The organism is Nocardia sp. JW2, assembly GCF_051843015.1.
Lineage (GTDB): Bacteria > Actinomycetota > Actinomycetes > Mycobacteriales > Mycobacteriaceae > Nocardia > Nocardia coubleae.
Genome location: NZ_JBPXLK010000014.1, coordinates 32,271 through 51,242, shown reverse-complemented (window position 1 = coordinate 51,242; position 18,972 = coordinate 32,271). Strand labels below are relative to the sequence as shown.

General features: G+C 66.6%; 18 protein-coding genes. 8 read left to right on the top strand and 10 right to left on the bottom strand.

Going from position 1 to position 18,972, the window contains the following annotated elements:
* Positions 1-92: 92 nt before the first annotated feature.
* Complete coding sequence (locus tag ACSVDM_RS19980) at positions 93-866, top strand: pirin family protein (protein WP_439266958.1); 774 nt, start codon at positions 93-95, stop codon at positions 864-866.
* Here the strand turns inward: ACSVDM_RS19980 and ACSVDM_RS19975 are convergent.
* Complete coding sequence (locus tag ACSVDM_RS19975; protein ID WP_220139377.1) at positions 863-1,387, bottom strand: hypothetical protein; 525 nt, start codon at positions 1,385-1,387, stop codon at positions 863-865. The genes ACSVDM_RS19980 and ACSVDM_RS19975 overlap by 4 nt on opposite strands.
* Before the next feature lie 134 nt (positions 1,388-1,521).
* Between ACSVDM_RS19975 and ACSVDM_RS19970 the strand changes: the two genes are divergently transcribed.
* The 3 genes from ACSVDM_RS19970 (at position 1,522) to ACSVDM_RS19960 (ending at position 3,868) form a co-directional block, all read left to right on the top strand.
* Entirely contained in the window at positions 1,522-2,373 is an 852-nt protein-coding gene (locus ACSVDM_RS19970) for a helix-turn-helix domain-containing protein (RefSeq protein WP_357151865.1), read from the top strand.
* Between the two features lie 10 nt (positions 2,374-2,383).
* On the top strand, positions 2,384-2,749 hold the full coding sequence (locus ACSVDM_RS19965; protein WP_067495043.1) for a DUF397 domain-containing protein: 366 nt from the start codon (positions 2,384-2,386) through the stop codon (positions 2,747-2,749).
* Between the two features lie 84 nt (positions 2,750-2,833).
* Positions 2,834-3,868, top strand: coding sequence for an RNA polymerase subunit sigma-70 (locus ACSVDM_RS19960; RefSeq protein WP_439266956.1), 1,035 nt, complete (start codon positions 2,834-2,836; stop codon positions 3,866-3,868).
* A 12-nt stretch (positions 3,869-3,880) separates the two neighbouring features.
* Here ACSVDM_RS19960 and ACSVDM_RS19955 read toward each other — a convergent pair whose 3' ends face one another.
* The gene (locus ACSVDM_RS19955; protein ID WP_439266954.1) at positions 3,881-4,465 is read right to left on the bottom strand and encodes a dihydrofolate reductase family protein; all 585 of its coding nucleotides are present in this window, start codon (positions 4,463-4,465) and stop codon (positions 3,881-3,883) included.
* Between the two features lie 151 nt (positions 4,466-4,616).
* Here ACSVDM_RS19955 and ACSVDM_RS19950 point away from each other — a divergent pair, with 151 nt between their 5' ends.
* From ACSVDM_RS19950 to ACSVDM_RS19940, 3 genes are all read left to right on the top strand, one after another.
* Positions 4,617-6,632, top strand: a complete 2,016-nt coding sequence (locus tag ACSVDM_RS19950) for a M13 family metallopeptidase (RefSeq protein ID WP_439266952.1) — start codon at positions 4,617-4,619, stop codon at positions 6,630-6,632.
* A gap of 61 nt (positions 6,633-6,693) precedes the next feature.
* A complete protein-coding gene (locus ACSVDM_RS19945; RefSeq protein ID WP_439266951.1) occupies positions 6,694-7,446 on the top strand; it encodes an MBL fold metallo-hydrolase in 753 nt (250 codons plus the stop codon).
* Positions 7,447-7,567: 121 nt separating this feature from the next.
* A complete protein-coding gene (locus ACSVDM_RS19940) occupies positions 7,568-8,761 on the top strand; it encodes a Fic family protein (protein ID WP_439266949.1) in 1,194 nt (397 codons plus the stop codon).
* 1 nt (position 8,762) lies between these two features.
* On the opposite strand, the gene ACSVDM_RS19935 is transcribed toward ACSVDM_RS19940, so the two are convergent.
* From ACSVDM_RS19935 to ACSVDM_RS19905, 7 genes are all read right to left on the bottom strand, one after another.
* Complete coding sequence (locus ACSVDM_RS19935) at positions 8,763-9,839, bottom strand: ABC transporter ATP-binding protein (RefSeq protein ID WP_439266947.1); 1,077 nt, start codon at positions 9,837-9,839, stop codon at positions 8,763-8,765.
* Positions 9,840-9,898: 59 nt separating this feature from the next.
* Positions 9,899-11,227: an ABC transporter substrate-binding protein gene (locus ACSVDM_RS19930; protein ID WP_439266945.1), complete on the bottom strand. Its 1,329-nt coding sequence runs from the start codon at positions 11,225-11,227 to the stop codon at positions 9,899-9,901.
* A gap of 20 nt (positions 11,228-11,247) precedes the next feature.
* Entirely contained in the window at positions 11,248-12,114 is an 867-nt protein-coding gene (locus ACSVDM_RS19925; protein ID WP_439266944.1) for a carbohydrate ABC transporter permease, read from the bottom strand.
* The gene (locus ACSVDM_RS19920) at positions 12,111-13,061 is read right to left on the bottom strand and encodes a carbohydrate ABC transporter permease (protein ID WP_439266943.1); all 951 of its coding nucleotides are present in this window, start codon (positions 13,059-13,061) and stop codon (positions 12,111-12,113) included. The genes ACSVDM_RS19925 and ACSVDM_RS19920 overlap by 4 nt, the downstream gene beginning before the upstream one ends.
* Before the next feature lie 149 nt (positions 13,062-13,210).
* On the bottom strand, positions 13,211-14,080 hold the full coding sequence (locus tag ACSVDM_RS19915) for a L,D-transpeptidase (protein WP_439266941.1): 870 nt from the start codon (positions 14,078-14,080) through the stop codon (positions 13,211-13,213).
* 286 nt (positions 14,081-14,366) lie between these two features.
* Complete coding sequence (locus ACSVDM_RS19910) at positions 14,367-15,692, bottom strand: cytochrome P450 (protein WP_439266939.1); 1,326 nt, start codon at positions 15,690-15,692, stop codon at positions 14,367-14,369.
* 111 nt (positions 15,693-15,803) lie between these two features.
* The gene (locus tag ACSVDM_RS19905) at positions 15,804-17,066 is read right to left on the bottom strand and encodes a serine hydrolase domain-containing protein (protein WP_439266938.1); all 1,263 of its coding nucleotides are present in this window, start codon (positions 17,064-17,066) and stop codon (positions 15,804-15,806) included.
* 83 nt (positions 17,067-17,149) lie between these two features.
* Between ACSVDM_RS19905 and lppU the strand changes: the two genes are divergently transcribed.
* Positions 17,150-17,776, top strand: coding sequence for an LppU family putative lipoprotein (lppU, locus tag ACSVDM_RS19900; protein WP_439266936.1), 627 nt, complete (start codon positions 17,150-17,152; stop codon positions 17,774-17,776).
* A gap of 63 nt (positions 17,777-17,839) precedes the next feature.
* Here lppU and ACSVDM_RS19895 read toward each other — a convergent pair whose 3' ends face one another.
* Positions 17,840-18,514 (bottom strand): S1 family peptidase, encoded by a 675-nt coding sequence (locus tag ACSVDM_RS19895; RefSeq protein WP_181698550.1) that lies wholly within the window; start codon positions 18,512-18,514, stop codon positions 17,840-17,842.
* Positions 18,515-18,972 lie beyond the last annotated feature (458 nt).

The window sequence follows — 18,972 nt, the reverse complement described above, 5'->3', positions numbered from 1 at the left end:
ATTCGAGCCGTCAGCGCGATGGGTCGACACGTCGTGAGGATAGTGGTGCCAGAATTGAGGTGGCGGTACGGGTGCAGCGCAGGAGGAGGGTCATGTCCACATCGACGACACCGCGCATCGAGGTGCATCGGGCCGGTGACCGGATGAAGACCAGGATCTCCTGGCTCGACTCCAAGCATTCGTTCTCCTTCGGCGAGCACTACGACCCCGACAACACCCATCACGGCCTGCTGCTGGTGAACAACGAGGACGTGGTGCTGCCCGGCGAGGGTTTCGACACCCACCCGCACCGCGACATGGAGATCGTCACCTGGGTGCTCGGCGGCAGCCTGGTGCACCAGGATTCGCTCGGCCACAACGGCGTGATCTATCCCGGTCTGGCCCAGCGGATGAGCGCGGGCACGGGCATCCTGCACTCGGAGAAGAACGACTCCTGGCGCCTGGACGGCAAGCTGCCCGAGCACGACGAGCCGGTGCATTTCGTGCAGATGTGGGTGGTGCCCGACGAACCCGGTGTCGATCCGGGCTATCAGCAGCTCGAGATCGATGACGAACTCGCCCGCGGCGATCTGGTGACGGTGGCCTCGGGCCTACCGCGCTACCGCGACCGCACCGCCATCTCGATCAATTCCTCGCACGCGGCGATGCACGTGGCCCGGTTGACCGCCGACAGCGCCCCCGTGACCCTGCCCGATGCCCCCTACCTGCATGTTTTCGTCGCTCGCGGCGAGGTGGACATGGAAGGTGTCGGTACCTTGGCCCAGGGCGACGCCGTGCGGCTCACCCGCTCGGGTGGTCAGCTGATTCGTCCGCACGGCGACACCGAAGTGCTGGTCTGGGAGATGCACGCCCGGCTGGGCGGCTAGGCCGAGCCGGGTTCGCGCACCAGGGCGGTGGTTCTGGCGTTGGCGCGGGTGGCGGCGACGATCTGCGCGAAGTCGGGACGGTAGTCGCCGTCGGGCGGTTGCAGCCAGATGCGGTAGCCGCTGCGTTCGTCGGCCGGGGAGGGCAGCACCACGTCGCTGCCGGGCAGGGCGACCGAGGCGCACACCCGGAACATCTCGGCGAACAGTTCGGTGTCGAGGTAGGAATTGTCGGTGGGTCCGGTGAGGAAGGTCCAGCGGCCGGATCGGGGGTGCCCGATGATCGGCCCGCAGCGTTGACCACGGCTGAGCAGTTGTCCGCGCACTCGTTCGCCCAGCGTGGAGGGCATCACCACGGCTCCGACGGCCCCGATTTCGAGCACGATGCGCCCGAAGGTGGCCTCGACCACGGCATAGAGACCGTTGTGCTTGCGATAGTGACGACAGCGCGCGAGCGCGTCCTGGGTTTCCGAGTATTCCTCGGCGGCGGCATAGCCGCCCTTGCTGTCAGTGCGCTGGCTCATCACTACCTCGTCTCCGTCGACGGTGTGGAGCTTGCATTCGCTAGATATTTGCCGCTATCTACAGCCTAATGCGACACAACGACGCTGACAATAGTCAGTAGCAGGTGTGTTCACCCGGAGTACGATCAGCGCCCATGGCACCCGTTTCGCCTACCGCCGCGCGCTGGGAGCTGGTCCTGCGCCTGCGTGACCTGCGCGAACAGCGTGGTTTCGACTCCGCGGGTTTTGCCAAGCGGGTCGGTTTCACCCCCGCCAACTGGTCCCATGTGGAAAAAGGCCGACGGGTCCTCACACGCACGACTATCGAACCGGTGCTCGATGTACTCGATGTGCCCGCCGACGAACGCCGGGAATTGCTCGCGCTGCTCGAGGCCAGCAAACAGCGCGGCTGGTGGTCCACTTCCGCCGCGCTGATCGGCCCCGAACTGCAGCGTTTGTACGGCATGGAGGCGGGGGCGCAGAGCATCCGCAGCTACGACAGCCTGATCGTGCCCGGCCTGTTGCAGACAGAGGCGTACGCGCGGGCGCTCATCAGTGCCGACGTGATGATCCGCCCGGTGCAAGTAGACCAATTAGTCGCAATACGGTTGCGTCGCCAGCGGCGGCTGCGGGAACCGGAACCGCTGGAACTCACGGCCGTGCTCGGTGAGGCGACGCTGCGTCAGCAGACCGGCGGCCCGGAAGTGTTGCGCGGGCAGTTGCGTCACCTGGTGGAGTTGATGCGCGAACTCGACACCGTCGACGTCCGGGTGATCCCGTTCAGCGCGCCCGAGGGCGCGGTGCTCGGCGGTTCCAGCTTCCATCTGCTCGACTTCGCAAGCGATCAGCTACCGACCTTCGCGTGGGCCGAGAGCGCTGTTTTCGGTGGTCACGTCGACGACGCCGAACAGGTCCGCGATCTCGGCTACGCCTTCCTGCGGGCCAGGGAACAGGCGATGCCGAGATCCGAATCCCTTGCTCTGATCAGCGACTATGCGAGAGTGTAAGATTCGTGTTATGTCGATCACAGCTCGCCGCCGCCCGGCCGATCACGGCTGGTTCACCTCGTCGCGCTCCAACAACGGTAACCAATGTGTCGAGGTTCGCTTCGAAGGTGACGCCGTCCAGATACGAGACAGCAAATTCCGGCGCAACCCGATGAACCGTGGCCTCGACGAGCCGATCATCACCGTCCCCGCCTCCGTGTGGAACGCCTTCCTCGACTGCCTGCTCGCCCAGCGCCCGCACCCCTCCCTCACCACCCAGCACGCAGCCGACGGCGCCACGACCCTGCGCCACGGATCAACCGCCCTGCACTTCACCCCCGCCGAGTGGGAGGCCTTCGTCGCCGGCGTCCGCGACGACGAATTCGCCTGCGTCTAGGGCGGATCCGGCCGCCACCGATCAGAAATCCTCCGCCGCGTCGTCAGTTCTGATGTCCCTCGCACCGGTGGAAGGAATGCCGACATGACCGACGCCGGACCGCTGAGCGCCGACGAGGCCACGTTCCTCGAAGTTGTCCGCTCGGGCGATCCGGCGCGGTTCGCGGTCCTCACCGAGCGCCACCGGCGTGAGCTGCAGGTGCACTGCTATCGGATGCTCGCGAACTACGAGGACGCGCGGGACATGACGCAGGAGACATTCCTGCGTGCCTGGCACAAGCGGGAGTCGTTCAAGGGCAACGCCGCTCTGCGCACCTGGTTGTACCGGATCGCGACCAATGCCTGTCTCGACTTCCTGGACAAGCGCACGCCGATACCCTCGGAGCTGCCCGGTTCCGAGACAGCGCACCTGCAGCCCTACCCCGACCGGATGCTGCCCGAGGATCCGCAGGAATCGGCGGTCGCGCGGGAGACGATCGAGCTGGCGTTCATCGTCGCCGTCCAGCACCTGCCGCCGCGGCAGCGGGCGGTGTTCATCCTGCGCGACGTTCTCGGCTGGCCCGCGTCGAAGGTGGCCGAGGCCCTCGAGATCACCGTCGCCGCGGTGACCAGTGGCCTGCAGCGAGCGCGCGCGACGATACGCGAGCAGCTACCCGACCGCCGCCTCGACTGGCAACTCCCCGCACGCCACGAACTGTCGAACGACGAGCGCGGTGTGGTGCGGTCCTACATCGACGCCCACCAGCGCAACGACCTCGACGGACTGATCGCCCTGCTGCGCGAGGACCTGCGTTTCGTGATGCTGCCCGACTCGGGCATCGTCACCACGACAGCGAAGGACGCGGTGGACGGTTGGGTCGCCGGCGGGCTCTTCCGGCCCGGCCACGACGATTGGCGCGGGATCGCCACGACGGTCAACCGCATGCCTGCCGCCGCGCTGTACCTACGCACCCCCGACGCCCCCGAGTACCGATTGTTCGCCGTCGCCGCCCTGCACATCGTCGGCGGGAAGATCGCCGAGCTCATCGGATTCGACGCCACCGGCAAGCCCTGGCTGGGCCTGCCGACGACACTGCCGGTCGACGAGGCCTGGGTCCAGGGCACCGCGGAAGAGGCCTGAACCGATCGATGCTCACCGCCTCGTCTCGTATCGGGTCAGCACCACGCCGCCGGGAAACGTCCGCGTCTCGAGGAACTTCAGGTTCACCCAGCTGTCCAGCGCGGTGAAGAACGGTGTACCGCCGCCCACCAGCACCGGATGGGTGACCAGCAGGTATTCATCGATCAGCCCGGCTCGCATGGCGGCCGCGGCGAGCGTCGCACCGCCGATATCCATCGGACCGCCCTCCTCGGCCTTGAGCCGGCCGATCTCACCGACCGCATCGCCGCTGACCAGGCGCGTGTTCCAGTCGACCGCGCCGATGGTCGAGGAGAACACCACCTTCGGCATGTCCCGCCAGCGGCGGGCGAACTCGACCTCCGCCGGCGTGGCGCCCGGCTGCTCGTCGGCGGTGGGCCAATGTGAACTCATCGCCTCCCACAACTTGCGCCCGTACAGCGACAGCTCCGTTGCCGCCACCCGGTTGGACCACCACTGGAACAGTTCGTCGCTCGATGAGGAATCCGGCCCCTCACCCCCGCTCCAGCCGTGGTCGTCCCCGGGGGCGGCGATGTAGCCGTCCAGAGTCACATTCATCCCGAAGATCAATTTCCGCATGTCGTCTGCCTCCTGTGAGTCGATCTCCCAGGTACAGACGGCCACGGAGCGAAAAGCTGATCGGAGCGCGATCTGTGAGCGGTCGGCCGATCAGTGCGGCGTCGTCCGGCACGCCCCCGGTTCGCGGTGATGTTTCGGCATACTGGAGCGCGTGACTTCGGATCTGAGCAGCCCCTCCGGTATCGACCTGTCCTTCCGTGATCAGGATGTGCGGGTGCAGGACGATCTGTTCGCGCACGTCAACGGGCGGTGGTTGGCCGACTACGAGATTCCGGCCGACCGGGCGGTGGACGGTGCGTTCCGGACGTTGTACGACCAGGCCGAGATCGATGTGCAGACCATCATCACCGAGTGCGCCGATGGCGCGGCCGACAGCGCGGACGCTCGCAAGATCGGTGACCTGTACTCGAGCTTCATGAACACCGAGCTGGTCGCCGCCGCCGGGCTCACCCCGGTGGCCGACGAACTGCGCGCCGTCGCCACGGTCGCCGACGCGAGCGCGTTCGCCGCGCTGCTCGGCCGCTTGCAGCGCACCGGCGTGCGCGGCGCGCTCGCCTACTACGTCGACACCGACGACAAGGACTCCACCCGCTACCTGCTGCACGCCACCCAGTCGGGCATCGGCCTGCCCGACGAGTCGTACTACCGGTCCGACGAGTTCGCCGAGATCCGCGACGCCTACCGCGCCCACATCACCAAGATGTTCACTCTCGCCGCGTCCGACCCGGCCCTGGCCGGCCTCGTGCCGACCGATCCGGCCGACGCCGCGAACCGGGTGTTCGAGCTGGAACGCACCCTGGCGGCAGGCCACTGGGACGTGGTGCGCCGCCGCGATGCCGAAAAGAGCTACAACCTCACCACTTTCGACGAGCTCGCCACCGCCCACCCCGAATTCGATTGGGCTGCTTGGGCCGACGCCGTCGCCGAGGGTGTCGACCGTGCGGGCGCCGAGCTGTTCGCCGAACTCGTGATCCGCCAGCCCGGTTACGTCGGTGCCTTCGCGCGCGCGTGGTCTGATGTGCCGCAAGCGGATTGGCAGGCGTGGGCCGCGTGGCAGGTGCTGCACGCGCGCGCCCCGTATCTCACCGACGAGATCGTCGCCGCCAACTTCGACTTCTACGGCCGCACTCTCACCGGCGCGCAGGAGATCCGGGAACGCTGGAAGCGTGGCGTCGGCCTGGTCCAGGAACTGCTCGGCGAGGCCGTCGGCAAACTGTATGTGGCCAGGCACTTTCCGCCGGAGGCCAAGGCGCGGATGGTGGAACTGGTCGCCAATCTGCAGGAGGCCTACCGACGCAATATCGCCGAACTCGAGTGGATGGGCCCCGACACCCGCGCCGCCGCACTGACCAAGCTGGAGAAGTTCACCCCTAAGATCGGCTACCCCGACACCTGGCGCGACTACTCGGCGGTCGAGATCGACGCCACCGACCTCGTCGGCAACTACCGCCGTGGCTACGCCGCCGACCACGACCGTGACCTGGGCAAACTCGGCGGCCCCGTGGATCGCGGCGAATGGTTCATGACCCCGCAGACGGTGAACGCCTACTACAACCCCGGCATGAACGAGATCGTCTTCCCGGCCGCCATCCTGCAGCCGCCGTTCTTCGACATGAACGCCGACGACGCCGCCAACTACGGCGGGATCGGCGCGGTGATCGGCCACGAGATCGGGCACGGCTTCGACGACCAGGGCGCGAAGTACGACGGCGACGGCAATATGCAGGACTGGTGGACCGACGACGACCGCGCCGAATTCGGCAAGCGGACCAAGGCGCTGATCGACCAGTACAACGTGCTCTCGCCCGCTGACCTGTCCGACGAGCACACCGTGAACGGCGAGTTCACCATCGGTGAGAACATCGGCGATCTCGGTGGTCTGTCGATTGCCCTTGCCGCGTACAAGATCTCGCTCGACGGGAAAGAGCCGCCGGTCATCGACGGCCTCACCGGACTGCAGCGGGTGTTCTACGGCTGGGCGCAGGTGTGGCGCACCAAGGCGCGGCAGGAGGAGGCGATCCGCCGCCTCGCCGTCGACCCGCATTCGCCGCCGGAGTTCCGCTGCAACGCGGTGGTGCGCAACATCGACAGCTTCTACGAGGCCTTCGAGGTGACACCCGAGGACAAGCTGTACCTGGCACCGGAGGAGCGGGTCACCATCTGGTGATCGGGCGCGACCCTACCGCTGAGCCGGTAGGGTCGAAACCCACTGTCAGGGAGAGGTTTTCATGCGACATCGTCAAGTAGCCGACGACGTGTTCACCATCCGAGGCACGGACGTGAACATGGTCCTGCTGCGCGAGGGCCGCGACCTCACCCTGATCGACGCCGGCTGGTACGGCGACGCGAAGATCATCGAATCGGCGCTCCGTGCCCTCGGCCACCGCCCCGAAGACATCGTCGCCGTCCTGCTCACCCACGCCCACCTCGACCACGTCGGCGCCCTGAACCACCTGCACCGCCACTACGGCACCCCCGCCTACACCAGCCACACCGAGGTAGCGCACGCCCGAGGCGAGGTCCACGAGTCGGCCACTCCCCTCGACGTGATCAAACGCCTCACCGACCCCAGCACCGCGGCCTGGGCATTGCGCATCACCGCCGCCGGCGGCCTCCGCAAGAACCCGGTCCCCCACATCCAGCCCTTCCCTACCGCGGGCACCCTCGACCTCCCAGGCCGCCCCGTCCCCATCTCCTCCCCCGGCCACACCTCCGGCCACACCGCCTTCCACCTCCCCACCCAGGGCGCCATAGCCACCGGCGACGCCCTCATCACCGCCCACCCCACCTCCCCCCACCAGGGCCCCCAACTACTCCCCAAGTTCTTCCACCACAACACCGACCAAACCCTGACCGCCCTCACCACCCTCGAACCCCTCGACGCCCCCCTCGTCCTCCCCGGCCACGGCCTCCCCTTCCGCAAGGGCATCACCGAAGCAGTAATCCGAGCCCGCGAACACGCCACCACCCTCCTCCGATGAACTTGCCGGAGATGCTCGTTTTTCGGTGCATCTAACGCGAGCAAGGTCGGAGATAGTCGCGTTTATAGCAACTAAAGTATAGTAAGCAAATGCCTGCTGTACTTTCTGATCGCAGCTGCCGATGACCTGGCCACAGCATCGCCTCGAAGAACGCGCGTGGTCGCCGCGGCAACGCCAGGGCTCGCGTGACGACCGCCTGTTGGACCGTATTACGGTCTCTGTTCCCCCGCGTATCGCCGATCTGGACTATGTGCCGCCATCGCAAGTGGTGACCGCGGGCGAAGCGGCCGTGATCGCGGTGGCGCGGCTGGAAGCAGGATTCGGCCAGTACATGGCTCCGCTCGCCGACTTCCTGCTGCGCAGTGAGTCGGTAGCGTCGTCGAAGATCGAACACATCGACGCCGGCTGGCGGGCCTTCGGAAAGGCCGTCGGCGGCGCGAAGGCGAGCGATGAAGCGAAATCGCAGCTCGCCGCCGTCCAGGCACTCGCCACGATGGTGGATGCGGCAAGCAGCGGCCCGGTCACGACCTCGGATCTGCTTGCGGCACATCGGCTGCTCATGGCTCCGGACTATTACGCCGCTCGTGAGGCCGGCCGGTTCCGCGATGCGCAGAACTGGATCGGTGGTAGCGACTTCACCCCACTGCACGCGTTGTTCGTCCCGCCGCCGCCCGAGCTCGTCGGTGAGCTGATGGACGACCTGCTGACTTTCACCGCCCGAACCGACCTGCCGATCATGGCGCAGGCGGCGATCGCGCACGCGCAGTTCGAGTCCATCCATCCGTTCGTCGACGGCAACGGACGGATCGGGCGCGCGCTGATCAGCGCGATATTCCGCAGGCGTGGCCTGACCAGCCGGGTCACCGTTCCGTTGGCGTCGGTCATGCTGGCGAACACCGCACGCTACTTCGATCAACTCATGGCCTACCGCGCGGGTCGCGTCGACGAATTCGTCGAGTACGTGGCGCTCGCGGCCGTCCACGCCAGCGACGCTGCAATCGAATCCGCCCGGACGTTGGCGGACTTGCCCGCGCAGTGGCGCGCCTCGGCCCGGCCGAGGGCCGGATCTTCGGACGAGGCGCTGATCGCCGGACTGCTCGACCACCCGATCCTCAATATCGACACGGCACAGCGAATCGCCGGAACGACCGACTCCGCCACCTATCGAGCGCTGGATCGCCTGGTCGAGGCGGGCGTGCTCGAAGTGCTTTCGGCAGCGAAGCGGGGGCGAGTATGGGCGGCAACCGACATTCTGGCCGAACTCGACGCTCTCTCGGCAACGATCGGAAAGCGGACCGCCGCCGGACTGAAATAGGTCAGCGGAGGCGGAGTTCGGTTTCGGCGTCGAAGTAGAAGATTTCTTCGGGTTTGGGGCGGAGGTGGAGGGTTTCGCCGAGGGTGGTGTGGAAGCGGCGGTCTACCCGGACGACGATTTTGCCTGCGCGGGTGGACCAGTCGGTGCCCGCGCCGTGGGTGTAGACGAAGGATTCGGCGCCGAGTTCCTCGAGGAGTTCGGCGACCACGGTGATGCCGTCGGGGTCGGTGGTGACTTCCCAGGATTCGGGGCGGATGCCGAGGATCACGCGTTGACCGGAAACGCTGCGGGGCAGCGGGATTCGCAGCCCGTCGAGGACGGCGTGGCCGTCGACGACAGGCGCTTCGAGCAGGTTCATGCCGGGTGAACCGATGAAACCGGCGACGAAGGTGTTCACGGGGTCGTCGTAGAGTTCGCGTGGTGCGGCGATCTGCTGCAGGGTGCCTTCGCGCAGCACGGCGACGCGGTGGCCCATGGTCATGGCCTCCACCTGGTCGTGGGTGACGTACACCGTTGTGGTGCCGAGGCGCTGCTGCAGGGCGGCGATCTGCGAGCGGGTGCTCACCCGCAGTTTCGCGTCCAGGTTGGACAGCGGTTCGTCCATGCAGAACACCTGCGGGCGGCGCACGATCGCGCGGCCCATCGCCACCCGTTGCCGTTGTCCGCCCGACAGTTTCGCCGGTTTGCGGTCGAGCAGCGGCTCGAGTTCCAGCATGGCGGCTGCCTCGCGGACCCGAACCGAGGTGTCGGACTTCGACATTCCCGCGTTGCGCAGGGCGAAGCCCATGTTCTGCGCGACGGTCATGTTCGGGTACAGCGCGTAACTCTGGAACACCATCGCCACATCGCGCGCCCGGGGCGGCAGTCCGGTCACATCACGATCGCCGATGCGAATCGTGCCGTCCTCCACCGATTCCAGTCCGGCGAGCATGCGCAGACTGGTCGACTTCCCGCACCCGGACGGCCCGACAAGCACGAGGAATTCGCCGTCGGCGATGTCGAGATCGAGTGCGTCGACCGCGGCGTTCTCGCTGCCGGGGTAGCGGTGGGTGACACCGTCGAACTGCACTGTCGCCATGGACTTCTCCTCGAAAACGGACGAGCGGGCCCGCGGCGGTAACCGCGGGCCAACGGGGACTACTTGGGCAGCTTGGGGGTGATCTGCCGGTCGATGATCGCCTGGATGTCAGCGGCGACCTTCGCGAGAACTGTTGCGGGATCGGCGTTCTGCAGACCGATCTGTTCGTATCCGGTGCCGATGGTCTGGTCGGCGCCTGGCACGAACACCCGCGCGTAGTCCTGCGACTTGGTCACCGCGAGTTGGTCGATGGCGGTCCTGGAGTGCGGGTTCTTGGCGAGGAAGTCGACCTCGGTGGGATCGCTCACCGCCGACTTGCGTACCGGCATGTATCCCGTGTTCTGCGAGAAGTACGCCGTATTGGCCGCATTGGTCGCGAACTCGATGAACTTGAGCGCGTTCACTTTCCGCTCCGCGGAGATGCGCGACGGCACCGCAAGACCCGCACCACCGGTGGTGACGCCGGGCCCGCTGGGATGCGGCAGGAACGCCGTGCCGAGCTCGAACTTTCCGGTCGCGTTCTTCTGGATGCCCTTCAGGTCACCGGTGGAAGCGATGGTCGAGGCGGCGACCCCGGTCCCGAAGTCGACGGCGATCTGCGGACGGATCGCCGCGTACTTCTTCACATTGATCGATTCGCGCAGGTAGGTGGCGGCCGCGATCGAACCGGGATCGGTGAACTTCAGTGCCCACTTGTCGGAGTAGGCGCCGCCGAAAGTCCAGTTCGGCCCCTGGAAGGTCCAGCCGAGGTAGTTCTTGGCATCACCCCAGGCGTGTGCGAACTTGTCACCACCGACCACCGACTGGATCTTCGGCCCCCACTCGTCGAACTCCTGCCACGAGTTCGGTCCACGATCCGGCAGCCCCGCCTTGGCCCACACGTCCTTGTTGTAATAGAACAGCGGCGTCGAGCGCGCATACGGCAGCGCGTAGTGCTTACCGTCGAACAGATAGTCCGCGGCCAGCGAGTCGACGTAGTCGTCGAGCTTCACCCCCGCCTCACCGAACAGCCCGTCGAGCGGTTCGATGGCACCGGTCAGCGCGTAGTTGAACCACCAGACATCCGACAGCACAACAACATCGGGCAGGTCACCACCGGTGAGCGCGGCATTGAACTTCTGCGCCACCTCCTCGTAGTTCTTGCCCGCGTCGACGAGGTTCACCTTCAGCTCGGGGTGCTGCGCCTGGAACCGGTTGATGAGCTCGAGCTCGAGTTCCTTGGAGGTGCCGGGATGGTTGGACCAGAAGGTGATCGTGTTCGCGTCGCCGCCACCACCGGACCCGCCGCCGGTGCCCGCACAAGCGGTGAGCGCGAGACCGGCGGCGACACCGCCGGACAGGCCGAGGAAGCCGCGACGGCTCAGCGCCGGAAATCGTGAAGTGGACACGTGGATCTCCTGTTCGAGAATCAACCCTTGACCGCACCGGAGGTGAGGCCTTTGATCATGTGACGTTGCAGCGCGAGGAACACCACGAGAATCGGCAGCATGGTGAGCACGGTGCCCGCCATCACCGGACCCCAGTTGGTGACGCTCGGGTTCTCGGTGTTCTGCAGCAGCGTGAGCCCCACCGGCAGGGTGGCGACATCGGCGGAGTCGGCCATCAGGAACGGCCAGAGATATTCGTTCCACTCGTTCACCAGCGTGACCACCGCGAACGCCACCATCGTCGGCCCCGACATCGGCAGCACCACACGGGTGAGCAGCCGCCACCAGTTGGCGCCGTCCATCCGGGCGGCCTCGATCACCTCACCGGGCAGCGACAGGAAGTGGTTGCGCATGAGGAAGGTTCCGAAGGCCACGCCGCAGAGCGGAATGATGATGCCCTGGAAGGTGTTGCGCCAGCCGAGCTGCGCGATGAGCGCGTAGTTGGAGATGACGGTGATCTGGTTGGGCACCATCAACGCGGCGATGATCGCCAGGAACACGATGTTCTTGCCGGGGAAGCGCAGGAACACCAGGCCGTAGGCGCTGAACACCCCGAGCGTGAACTTCACCGCCGACACCACCCCGGTGACGATCAGCGAGTTGCGCAGGAACGTCCAGAACGGGACGGTGGTCGTGGCGTGCCCGTAGTTCTCCGGGTGCCAGCTGTGCGGCCAGTACACCGCGGGCTGGGTGTAGATGTCGGCGCGGTCCTTGAACGAGGTGATGAGGATCCAGAACAGCGGAACCCCGACCATGACGAGCACGCACAGCATCGCCGCGTATCCGAGCACGGTGATCGCGCGTTCCCGCCTGCGATACGAAACGGTTTCGGGACCAACGTGTTTCATCGTTCACCTCGATCCATCACGCGCACCTGGATCAGGGTCACCACGAGCAGCACGGCGAACATGATCGTCGCGACAGTCGCACCGTAGCCCGCGCGGAAATTGCGGAACGACTCCTCGTACACCTGGAACACCATGGTCGTCGTGCCGTTGCCGAGCGGCCCGCCACGTGTCATCACATTGATGATGTCGAATACCTGAAGCGAGTTCAGCAATACCGTGATCGAAAGGAAAAATGTAGTCGGACGAAGTTGCGGCAGAAGCACTTTGGTGAATGTCGTCCACCGGCTCGCGCCGTCCATTTCGGCGGCTTCCAGCAGTTCGCTCCGCACGCCCTGCAGTGCCGCCAGATAGATGACGAAGGTGTATCCGAGATTCTTCCAGATATAGGTGATCGTCACCATGAACAACGCCCACTGCGGATCCTGGTAGAAATCCGGCACATTCGTCACGCCGAGGCGGTGCAGCACATCTTGCACGAGCCCGAAACTGGGGTCGAAGATGAATTGGAATGCCACGCCGATCGCCGCACCGGAGATCACGAACGGCGCGAAGATGGCGGAACGAACCACATTGCGCCCGAACAACTTCCGGTCGAGCAACATCGCCAGCGCCAGCCCGAGCGCCATGCTAACCACCACCGCCGCGACGGTGAAGATCACCGTGTTGCCGACGACCTTCCAGGAGTCGTCGCGCTGCCACCACTCCACATAGTTGGCGAAACCGATGGGCGTGGCGACGGGATCGGCGATGTTCCAGTCGGTGAACGAGAGCCGGATGTTGTCGGCCAGCGGCCGGTAGACGAACATCCCGAGCAGAACCAAGTTCGGGACTACGAGTAACACGAACAACGCGTAGTCCTGCCACGGCCGATTTCTCAGGCCACGACCTCGCTGCACGGGAAGAACCCGCTCCGGACTGCTACGCACCGCGGCAGCTTTACGGCGCATGGCGAACCGCTGGTTAACCCTGCCCGCCGATTTCCTGAACATCGGGCGCACAAAGACGAGTACAGCAAAAAGCCGAACAACACGACCGGGTTTGATCGTATTGTTCGGCTTTTGTTCAGTGCCGCTGGGGAATCAGTGGCGCCGGGCTGTTAGTTCCAGTCGCCCAGGCCGTCGCCCGCGCTCAGGGTGGGGCCCTGGGTGCCGGTGACGATCACGGCATCACCGCGACGCGAGTTCTCCAGGAACCACTTGGCATCCTCGGTGCTCACGTTCAGGCAGCCGTGGCTGGCGTTGGAGTAGCCCTGCTGACCCACCGACCACGGCGCGGCGTGGATGAAGATGCCGCTGTTGGACAGGCGGGTGGCGTACTCGACCTCGAGCTTGTAGCCCTCGGGGTCGGTGACCGGCACACCGTAGGTCGACGAGTCCATCGTCATCTTCTCGAGCCGCTCGCCGACGATGTAGGTGCCGTTGGGGGTCTCGTAGCCGGGCTTGCCGAGCGAGGTCGGCATCTCGCGCACCACTTCACCGTTGCGGGTGACGGTGATGACCTTGGTGGCGTCGTCCACGGTGGCGACGAAGGCGTCACCGATGTGGAACGAGCTGGTGGTGCCGCCGGCGACGACGGTCACGTCGGTGTTGGCGGGCCAGAACTCGGCGGGCTTCCAGCGCACCTGCTTGTCGCCGGTCCAGTAGAAGTTGCCGGGCACGTTGGCGCTCGAGGTGACCTTGATGGCCCGCTCGGCGGCCGCACGATCCTCGATCGGCTCCTTGAAGGTGATGATGATCGGCTGTGCGACACCGACCGTCTCGCCGTCGGCGATGTTGATGTTCGGCGGCGCGAACGTCGCCTGCGGCGCGGGCTGCTCGACCACGGGGTTGCTGGAACCCGCGCCGGGAAGCGCGGGCTGAGCCTGCGCGGGAACAGCGATGAGCGCGCCGGTGGCGGCGATCGCCGCCGTCAGCAGCAGACCACGGCGAAGCCGATGGGATTGCTGCCGGTTTGCCTCGTAGTGCATTAGGTTTCCTCGTCTATATCTTCGAATGACGCGGAGTCCGCATGGGGTCTCCACGGGGTAACGACGCCCCGACCCTGACCGCTCATTCCTACCCGTCCGGGGTGACAACGTGCCAGCTCCGTTGCATCGCGATCACGGAACGGCAACGTTGTGCGCTGTGTCACATAACAACCTGTGACTCAGCGGCTTTCGTCAAATGCCACGCTCAGGGCGGCGAGTCGGAAAGGCGTCGGCACCACGGTCCGGAAGCACACGCATGTGAGTCTCAAACCTGGAGTGAGGGAGATCACGCCGTGCGTGTGAAGTGGATCGCCCGGTTCGGCGCGGTCGCGAGATTGTGCGGCACCGTGCGCGGCCGTCGGCCGAGGGCCAGCGCGGGGTCCAGGCGCAGCCGCGCGCTCGTGAGCAGGGTGGCGAGCACGACGCGCAACTCGTATTCGGCGAGCGTGGCGCCGATACACCGGCGATGACCGCCGCCGAACGGCGCGTACTCGAACGGTGTGTATTTGCGGCCGAGGAACCGGTCGGGGTGGAACAGCCGGGGTGCGGGCCAGGTCGAGGGTTGGCTGTGCAGCACACCGACGGCCAACCCGATCGTCTGCCCGGCGGCCACGTCGACCCCACGCCACCGCCACGGTTCGCGCAGCTGCCGCAGCACGATGGGCACGGCAGGGTGCAGGCGAAGCGTCTCCTGGCAGACGGCGTCGAGCAGCGGCGCGGTGGCCTGTTCGGCAGGGTCGTCCCCCGTCTGGGCCAGCTCGTCGGTGAGCCTGGCGAGCAGACCGGGTTCACGGTGCAGGTGATACAACGCCCAGGTGAGTGAGGTCGCGGTGGTCTCGTGCCCGGCGACGAGCAGGGTGCGCAACTGTTCGCACAGTTCGGCATCGGTCAGCGCGGAGCCGTCCTCGTAACGGGTGGCGAGCAGCAGATCGAGCAGATCGCCCGCGGCCGGGCCCTCGGCGCGACGGCGCGCGATGCCCGCGAGCAGCCGCCGATCGAGCCGTCCCCTGGCCGCGACGAAGCGGTCCCACGGCCCGAAACCGCCGGTGGCACGGCGCAAAACCGGCGCTACGAGCAGGGGTGTGGTGAACGTCGAGAGGAAATCGTCGACCGCGTCGCCGTATTCACTGTCGGCACCCGCGCCGAACACTGCCGCGAGGATCGTGCGCAGGGTGATGGATCGTGCCTTCGTCAGCACGTCGACCCGGCTGCCGACCGGCCAGGAAACGCCTGTACCACTGTGGGATTCGAGTTCGCGCAGCGTCGATGCCCGGATCACCTCGCCCAGTGCCCGTACCTTCGTGCGATGGAAAGCGGGCGCGAGCATCGCCCGATCCGTGCGATGACGCGGCCCCGAACTGAGGATCAGCGACGCCGTGCCGACCATCGGCTCGATCGGATTCGGCCGCGGCGGGTCGACGAGCTCGACCGGCGCCCGGAACAGTTCACGCGCACCCTCGGCGGTCCCGGTGAACAACACCGGCGGAAACCCAGGAAACCCGACCGCGAACGGGTCACCACTCGCGGCACGTCGACGCAGGTAACCCTCGAAATCGAGGCCCGCGGCCAGGCCGTGCAGCAGGGCAGGGCGTGGCGGGCGCTGACACTTCATGCTGTGTCCAATCGGCATGCTCGGGCGGCCTCCGTGGTTACGCTTCGCTGCCGCCTCCGGCCGCTGACCTCTCATGCCAGGTACTACGGCGTGCGCCCGCGCCTGGTTCGACTACCGCTCGGCGCGGGTGCGCCGCACGGTGCCCTGGGCGATGGCCGCGAGCTTGGCCAGCCGCGCGTCCCCGAGCGCGGTCACCGCGTTGCCGAGCCGGTTGGTGACGAACGCGATCGACATTCCCAGATCGGGATCGGCGTAGGCGCCGGAGCCACCGACTCCGTAGTGGCCGAAGGCATGTCGCGGTTGCTGCTTGGTCATCAGCACGGGCCGGTGGTAGCCGAGGGTGAACCGCAACGGCAATCCGAGTACATAGTCACGGCTCTCGGTCTGCTGCGTACGGTTGATCTGCTCGATCGTCTCCGGCCGCAGGAACTGCACCGGTGAATCGCCGTCGGCCGCAGCATTTTCCGCGTCACCGGTATAGACGACGCCACCGTTGGCCAGCGCGCCGTACATCCGTGCCAGCGCACGCGCCGAGAACACCCCGTTCCAGCCGGGCATCACCGCGTCGTGCACGCGCGGATCGCGGACCAGTTCGTCGAAACTCTCCGGCATCCCCGCCTCCGCGAGCCCGCGCACGGGCCGCACCCACGACAACACCGACGACGCGGTGTTCCAGCGAATACCCGGCGGCGCCAGATGCGGGAAGATCTTCGCGATCCGGCGGCGCTGCGCGACGGGCACCCGGAACCAGAACTCGTCGGTTCCCAAGGGCTGGGCCACTTCCCGGCGCAGCAGCTCGGTGAAGGATTCGCCGGTCGCGCGCTGCAGGATCTCCGCGACGAGCCAGCCGAAGGTGATCGCGTGGTACCCCGAGGTGCGGATGCGGCGCGGGTCGGCCGGGCTCTCGGCCAGGGCGGTCACCACCGCGCCGTAGTCGAGAATCCCCTCGCGGCCCGGAACCAGCCCGCGCACCCGGTGCAACCCGGCCCGGTGCGACAGCACATCGCGCACGGTGACGTCGTGCTTGCCGTGCGCGGCGAACTCGGGCCAGTACTCGGCGACCGGCGCCTCGTAGTCGATCAGCCCCCGCTCCGCGACCCGGTGCAGCACGGTGGCGGCCACACCTTTGCCGGTGGAGAAGGTGAGCGCCACATGCCCGCCGTTCCACCGCTGATCCTTGGCCGCCCACCCCGCCCACACATCGACGACGGGACGCCCGTCGAGGTAGACCGCCAGCGCACCGCCCCCGCGGCTCGGTTGCTGGAACAGCCCGAAGAAGTGGTCGGCCAGCCGGATGAACCTCGGATCGATGCGCATCTGCCGTGGCGCGGTCGGCGTACCCGCGCCCGGCTCGCCCGCCGTTGCTGACACCATCGGCCCAACCTCCTGATGCTGCGTAGCGATCCGCCGACCGGATCGGGTCGACGCCGGTGGCTTCGGTGGTGTATTCACAGTAGGTGTTTGCAGATCTGTCCATCCGCCGGTTGGCCGGCGCGCTCGCCATCACGGCAGTCGCGCTCGGTTCGAGCGCGTGCGGCGGCACCATCGACGGCTACGCCCAGCCGGCGATCGACGTGGTCCCCGCCACCAGCAGCGCCGCACCGACCACCAAGAAACCGGGCAAGTCGACGACGAGCAAACCGGCACCCACCACCAAGAAGGGTGGAACCACCGACTTCCAGGCCAGCGTCGGTGACTGTGTGAATCTCGGCGGCACCGCCGAGGACGCCACCATCGAGAAGGCCTCGTGCGGTAGCCGCTCGGCCAACTACAAGGTGATCGGCAAGGCGCCCAACCGCGACGGCTGTATCGCCGACAGCGACCAGAACTACTTCGAAACCCTCGACGGCGTCGAGACCGGCGCCCTGTGCCTCGACATCGACTGGGTGGTCGGTGGCTGCATGGATGTGGCCGCCGAACAACTCGTCGCGCGCCGGATCGACTGCAACGCCTCGGGCAACGAGCCGGTCCGGGTCGTCACCATCAAGAGCGACGCGACCAGCGCCAACGACTGCCCCGACGACGCCGACGTGGGCTATGTCTACGACACCCGCCGCTTCGTCGTCTGCGCGCAGACGCTGTAACCACCGACGACGAGACGGGCCGCACGGTGTGACCGCGCGGCCCGTTGTCTGTTCACTCGCCGATCAGATCGGGTGGAACCCGGATCCGTGACCGCCCCGCGCGTTCATGTCGTTCATGATCGCGGACATGTTCGTGCCGACCTCGGGGCCGAAGCAGGCCACCGCGAGATAGGCGTTCACCATCCCGACCAGCGTCGACCCGACCACCACCGGCGCACCGGAATCGCCTTCCACGACGCACATCTGCGACCACGTCTCCACATTGGTCGCGAACACGTCGCCCCAGGTGATGCCGCAGGTGTTGCCGGTGGTCCGGCCCTCCTTGCACACGATGGTCGGGAACTGGGCCGGCCCACCGACACCGGTGATGGTGACATTGCCGATCCGGTTCACCGGGGTGATCCGGCCGGGGGTGAATTCGATGACGGCGTAGTCGAGTTCGGTATTGCTGTAGACGAACCTGCCGATCTCGCCGTATCCGCGATCGACCTCGGCGGCCACCGGTGCGCCCGCGTCACCGCAGTGCCCGGCGGTGAGGCCGACGAGCCTGCCCGCGCCGTCGTGGCCGACCGTGGTGAGGGTGCATTCGAAGGTGTTGTCGATGACGATCCCGGATCCGCCGCCGATCACCGGTGGACCGGGTTGTGCCTGCGAGGTGCCCGCGCCGGTGCCGAGTAGAGCCGCACCGAGGGTGAGCGCGAAGGCGGCCGTGGCCACACGCGCGAGTTTGCTGAACATGTCCCTCCAGATGTCGGAAGTTCGCACGATATCAATACGGTCTGTCTATAGCCGCGGTATTCGATCCCGGGCGCGCCAGAGCGAAGCCCTCGGATTGCTGCTTACCAGGCGCCGCGACACCCCGCGCGGTGATAGCGATTCTCTATCGAAATCGTGATGAAGCCGGCCCTGGCGAGTTATACCCGTGATCTGTGCGGGAAATCGGACGTGTCATTCGTTATGTATGACAGTTTTCCGCAATATTCTTTCCGGCAGCCGCAGACGCTGGGAGTCCGCGCCCGGAAACGACATCCGGCGCAAACTCCGGAGCCGGACAATTCAGGGCTGTATGGTCCGTCATGGCAGTGGTCATAAGGGCCGCCGACAGTGATATCCATCTATGACAGCGCTCACATGTCGGTGGTGTGTTCTGCACTACTCCGTAGTAAGGTGCGTCAAGCAAACAAGTCGTCGGGGTG

What these genes read in the sequence shown, in the direction of transcription:
- ACSVDM_RS19980 (WP_439266958.1), top strand. Translation starts at nt 93, where the DNA reads ATGTCCACATCGACGACACCGCGCATCGAGGTGCATCGGGCCGGTGAC.
- ACSVDM_RS19975 (WP_220139377.1), bottom strand. Translation starts at nt 1,387, where the DNA reads ATGAGCCAGCGCACTGACAGCAAGGGCGGCTATGCCGCCGCCGAGGAA.
- ACSVDM_RS19970 (WP_357151865.1), top strand. Translation starts at nt 1,522, where the DNA reads ATGGCACCCGTTTCGCCTACCGCCGCGCGCTGGGAGCTGGTCCTGCGC.
- ACSVDM_RS19965 (WP_067495043.1), top strand. Translation starts at nt 2,384, where the DNA reads ATGTCGATCACAGCTCGCCGCCGCCCGGCCGATCACGGCTGGTTCACC.
- ACSVDM_RS19960 (WP_439266956.1), top strand. Translation starts at nt 2,834, where the DNA reads ATGACCGACGCCGGACCGCTGAGCGCCGACGAGGCCACGTTCCTCGAA.
- ACSVDM_RS19955 (WP_439266954.1), bottom strand. Translation starts at nt 4,465, where the DNA reads ATGCGGAAATTGATCTTCGGGATGAATGTGACTCTGGACGGCTACATC.
- ACSVDM_RS19945 (WP_439266951.1), top strand. Translation starts at nt 6,694, where the DNA reads ATGCGACATCGTCAAGTAGCCGACGACGTGTTCACCATCCGAGGCACG.
- ACSVDM_RS19940 (WP_439266949.1), top strand. Translation starts at nt 7,568, where the DNA reads ATGACCTGGCCACAGCATCGCCTCGAAGAACGCGCGTGGTCGCCGCGG.
- ACSVDM_RS19935 (WP_439266947.1), bottom strand. Translation starts at nt 9,839, where the DNA reads ATGGCGACAGTGCAGTTCGACGGTGTCACCCACCGCTACCCCGGCAGC.
- ACSVDM_RS19925 (WP_439266944.1), bottom strand. Translation starts at nt 12,114, where the DNA reads ATGAAACACGTTGGTCCCGAAACCGTTTCGTATCGCAGGCGGGAACGC.
- ACSVDM_RS19920 (WP_439266943.1), bottom strand. Translation starts at nt 13,061, where the DNA reads ATGCGCCGTAAAGCTGCCGCGGTGCGTAGCAGTCCGGAGCGGGTTCTT.
- ACSVDM_RS19915 (WP_439266941.1), bottom strand. Translation starts at nt 14,080, where the DNA reads ATGCACTACGAGGCAAACCGGCAGCAATCCCATCGGCTTCGCCGTGGT.
- ACSVDM_RS19910 (WP_439266939.1), bottom strand. Translation starts at nt 15,692, where the DNA reads ATGAAGTGTCAGCGCCCGCCACGCCCTGCCCTGCTGCACGGCCTGGCC.
- ACSVDM_RS19905 (WP_439266938.1), bottom strand. Translation starts at nt 17,066, where the DNA reads ATGGTGTCAGCAACGGCGGGCGAGCCGGGCGCGGGTACGCCGACCGCG.
- ACSVDM_RS19895 (WP_181698550.1), bottom strand. Translation starts at nt 18,514, where the DNA reads ATGTTCAGCAAACTCGCGCGTGTGGCCACGGCCGCCTTCGCGCTCACC.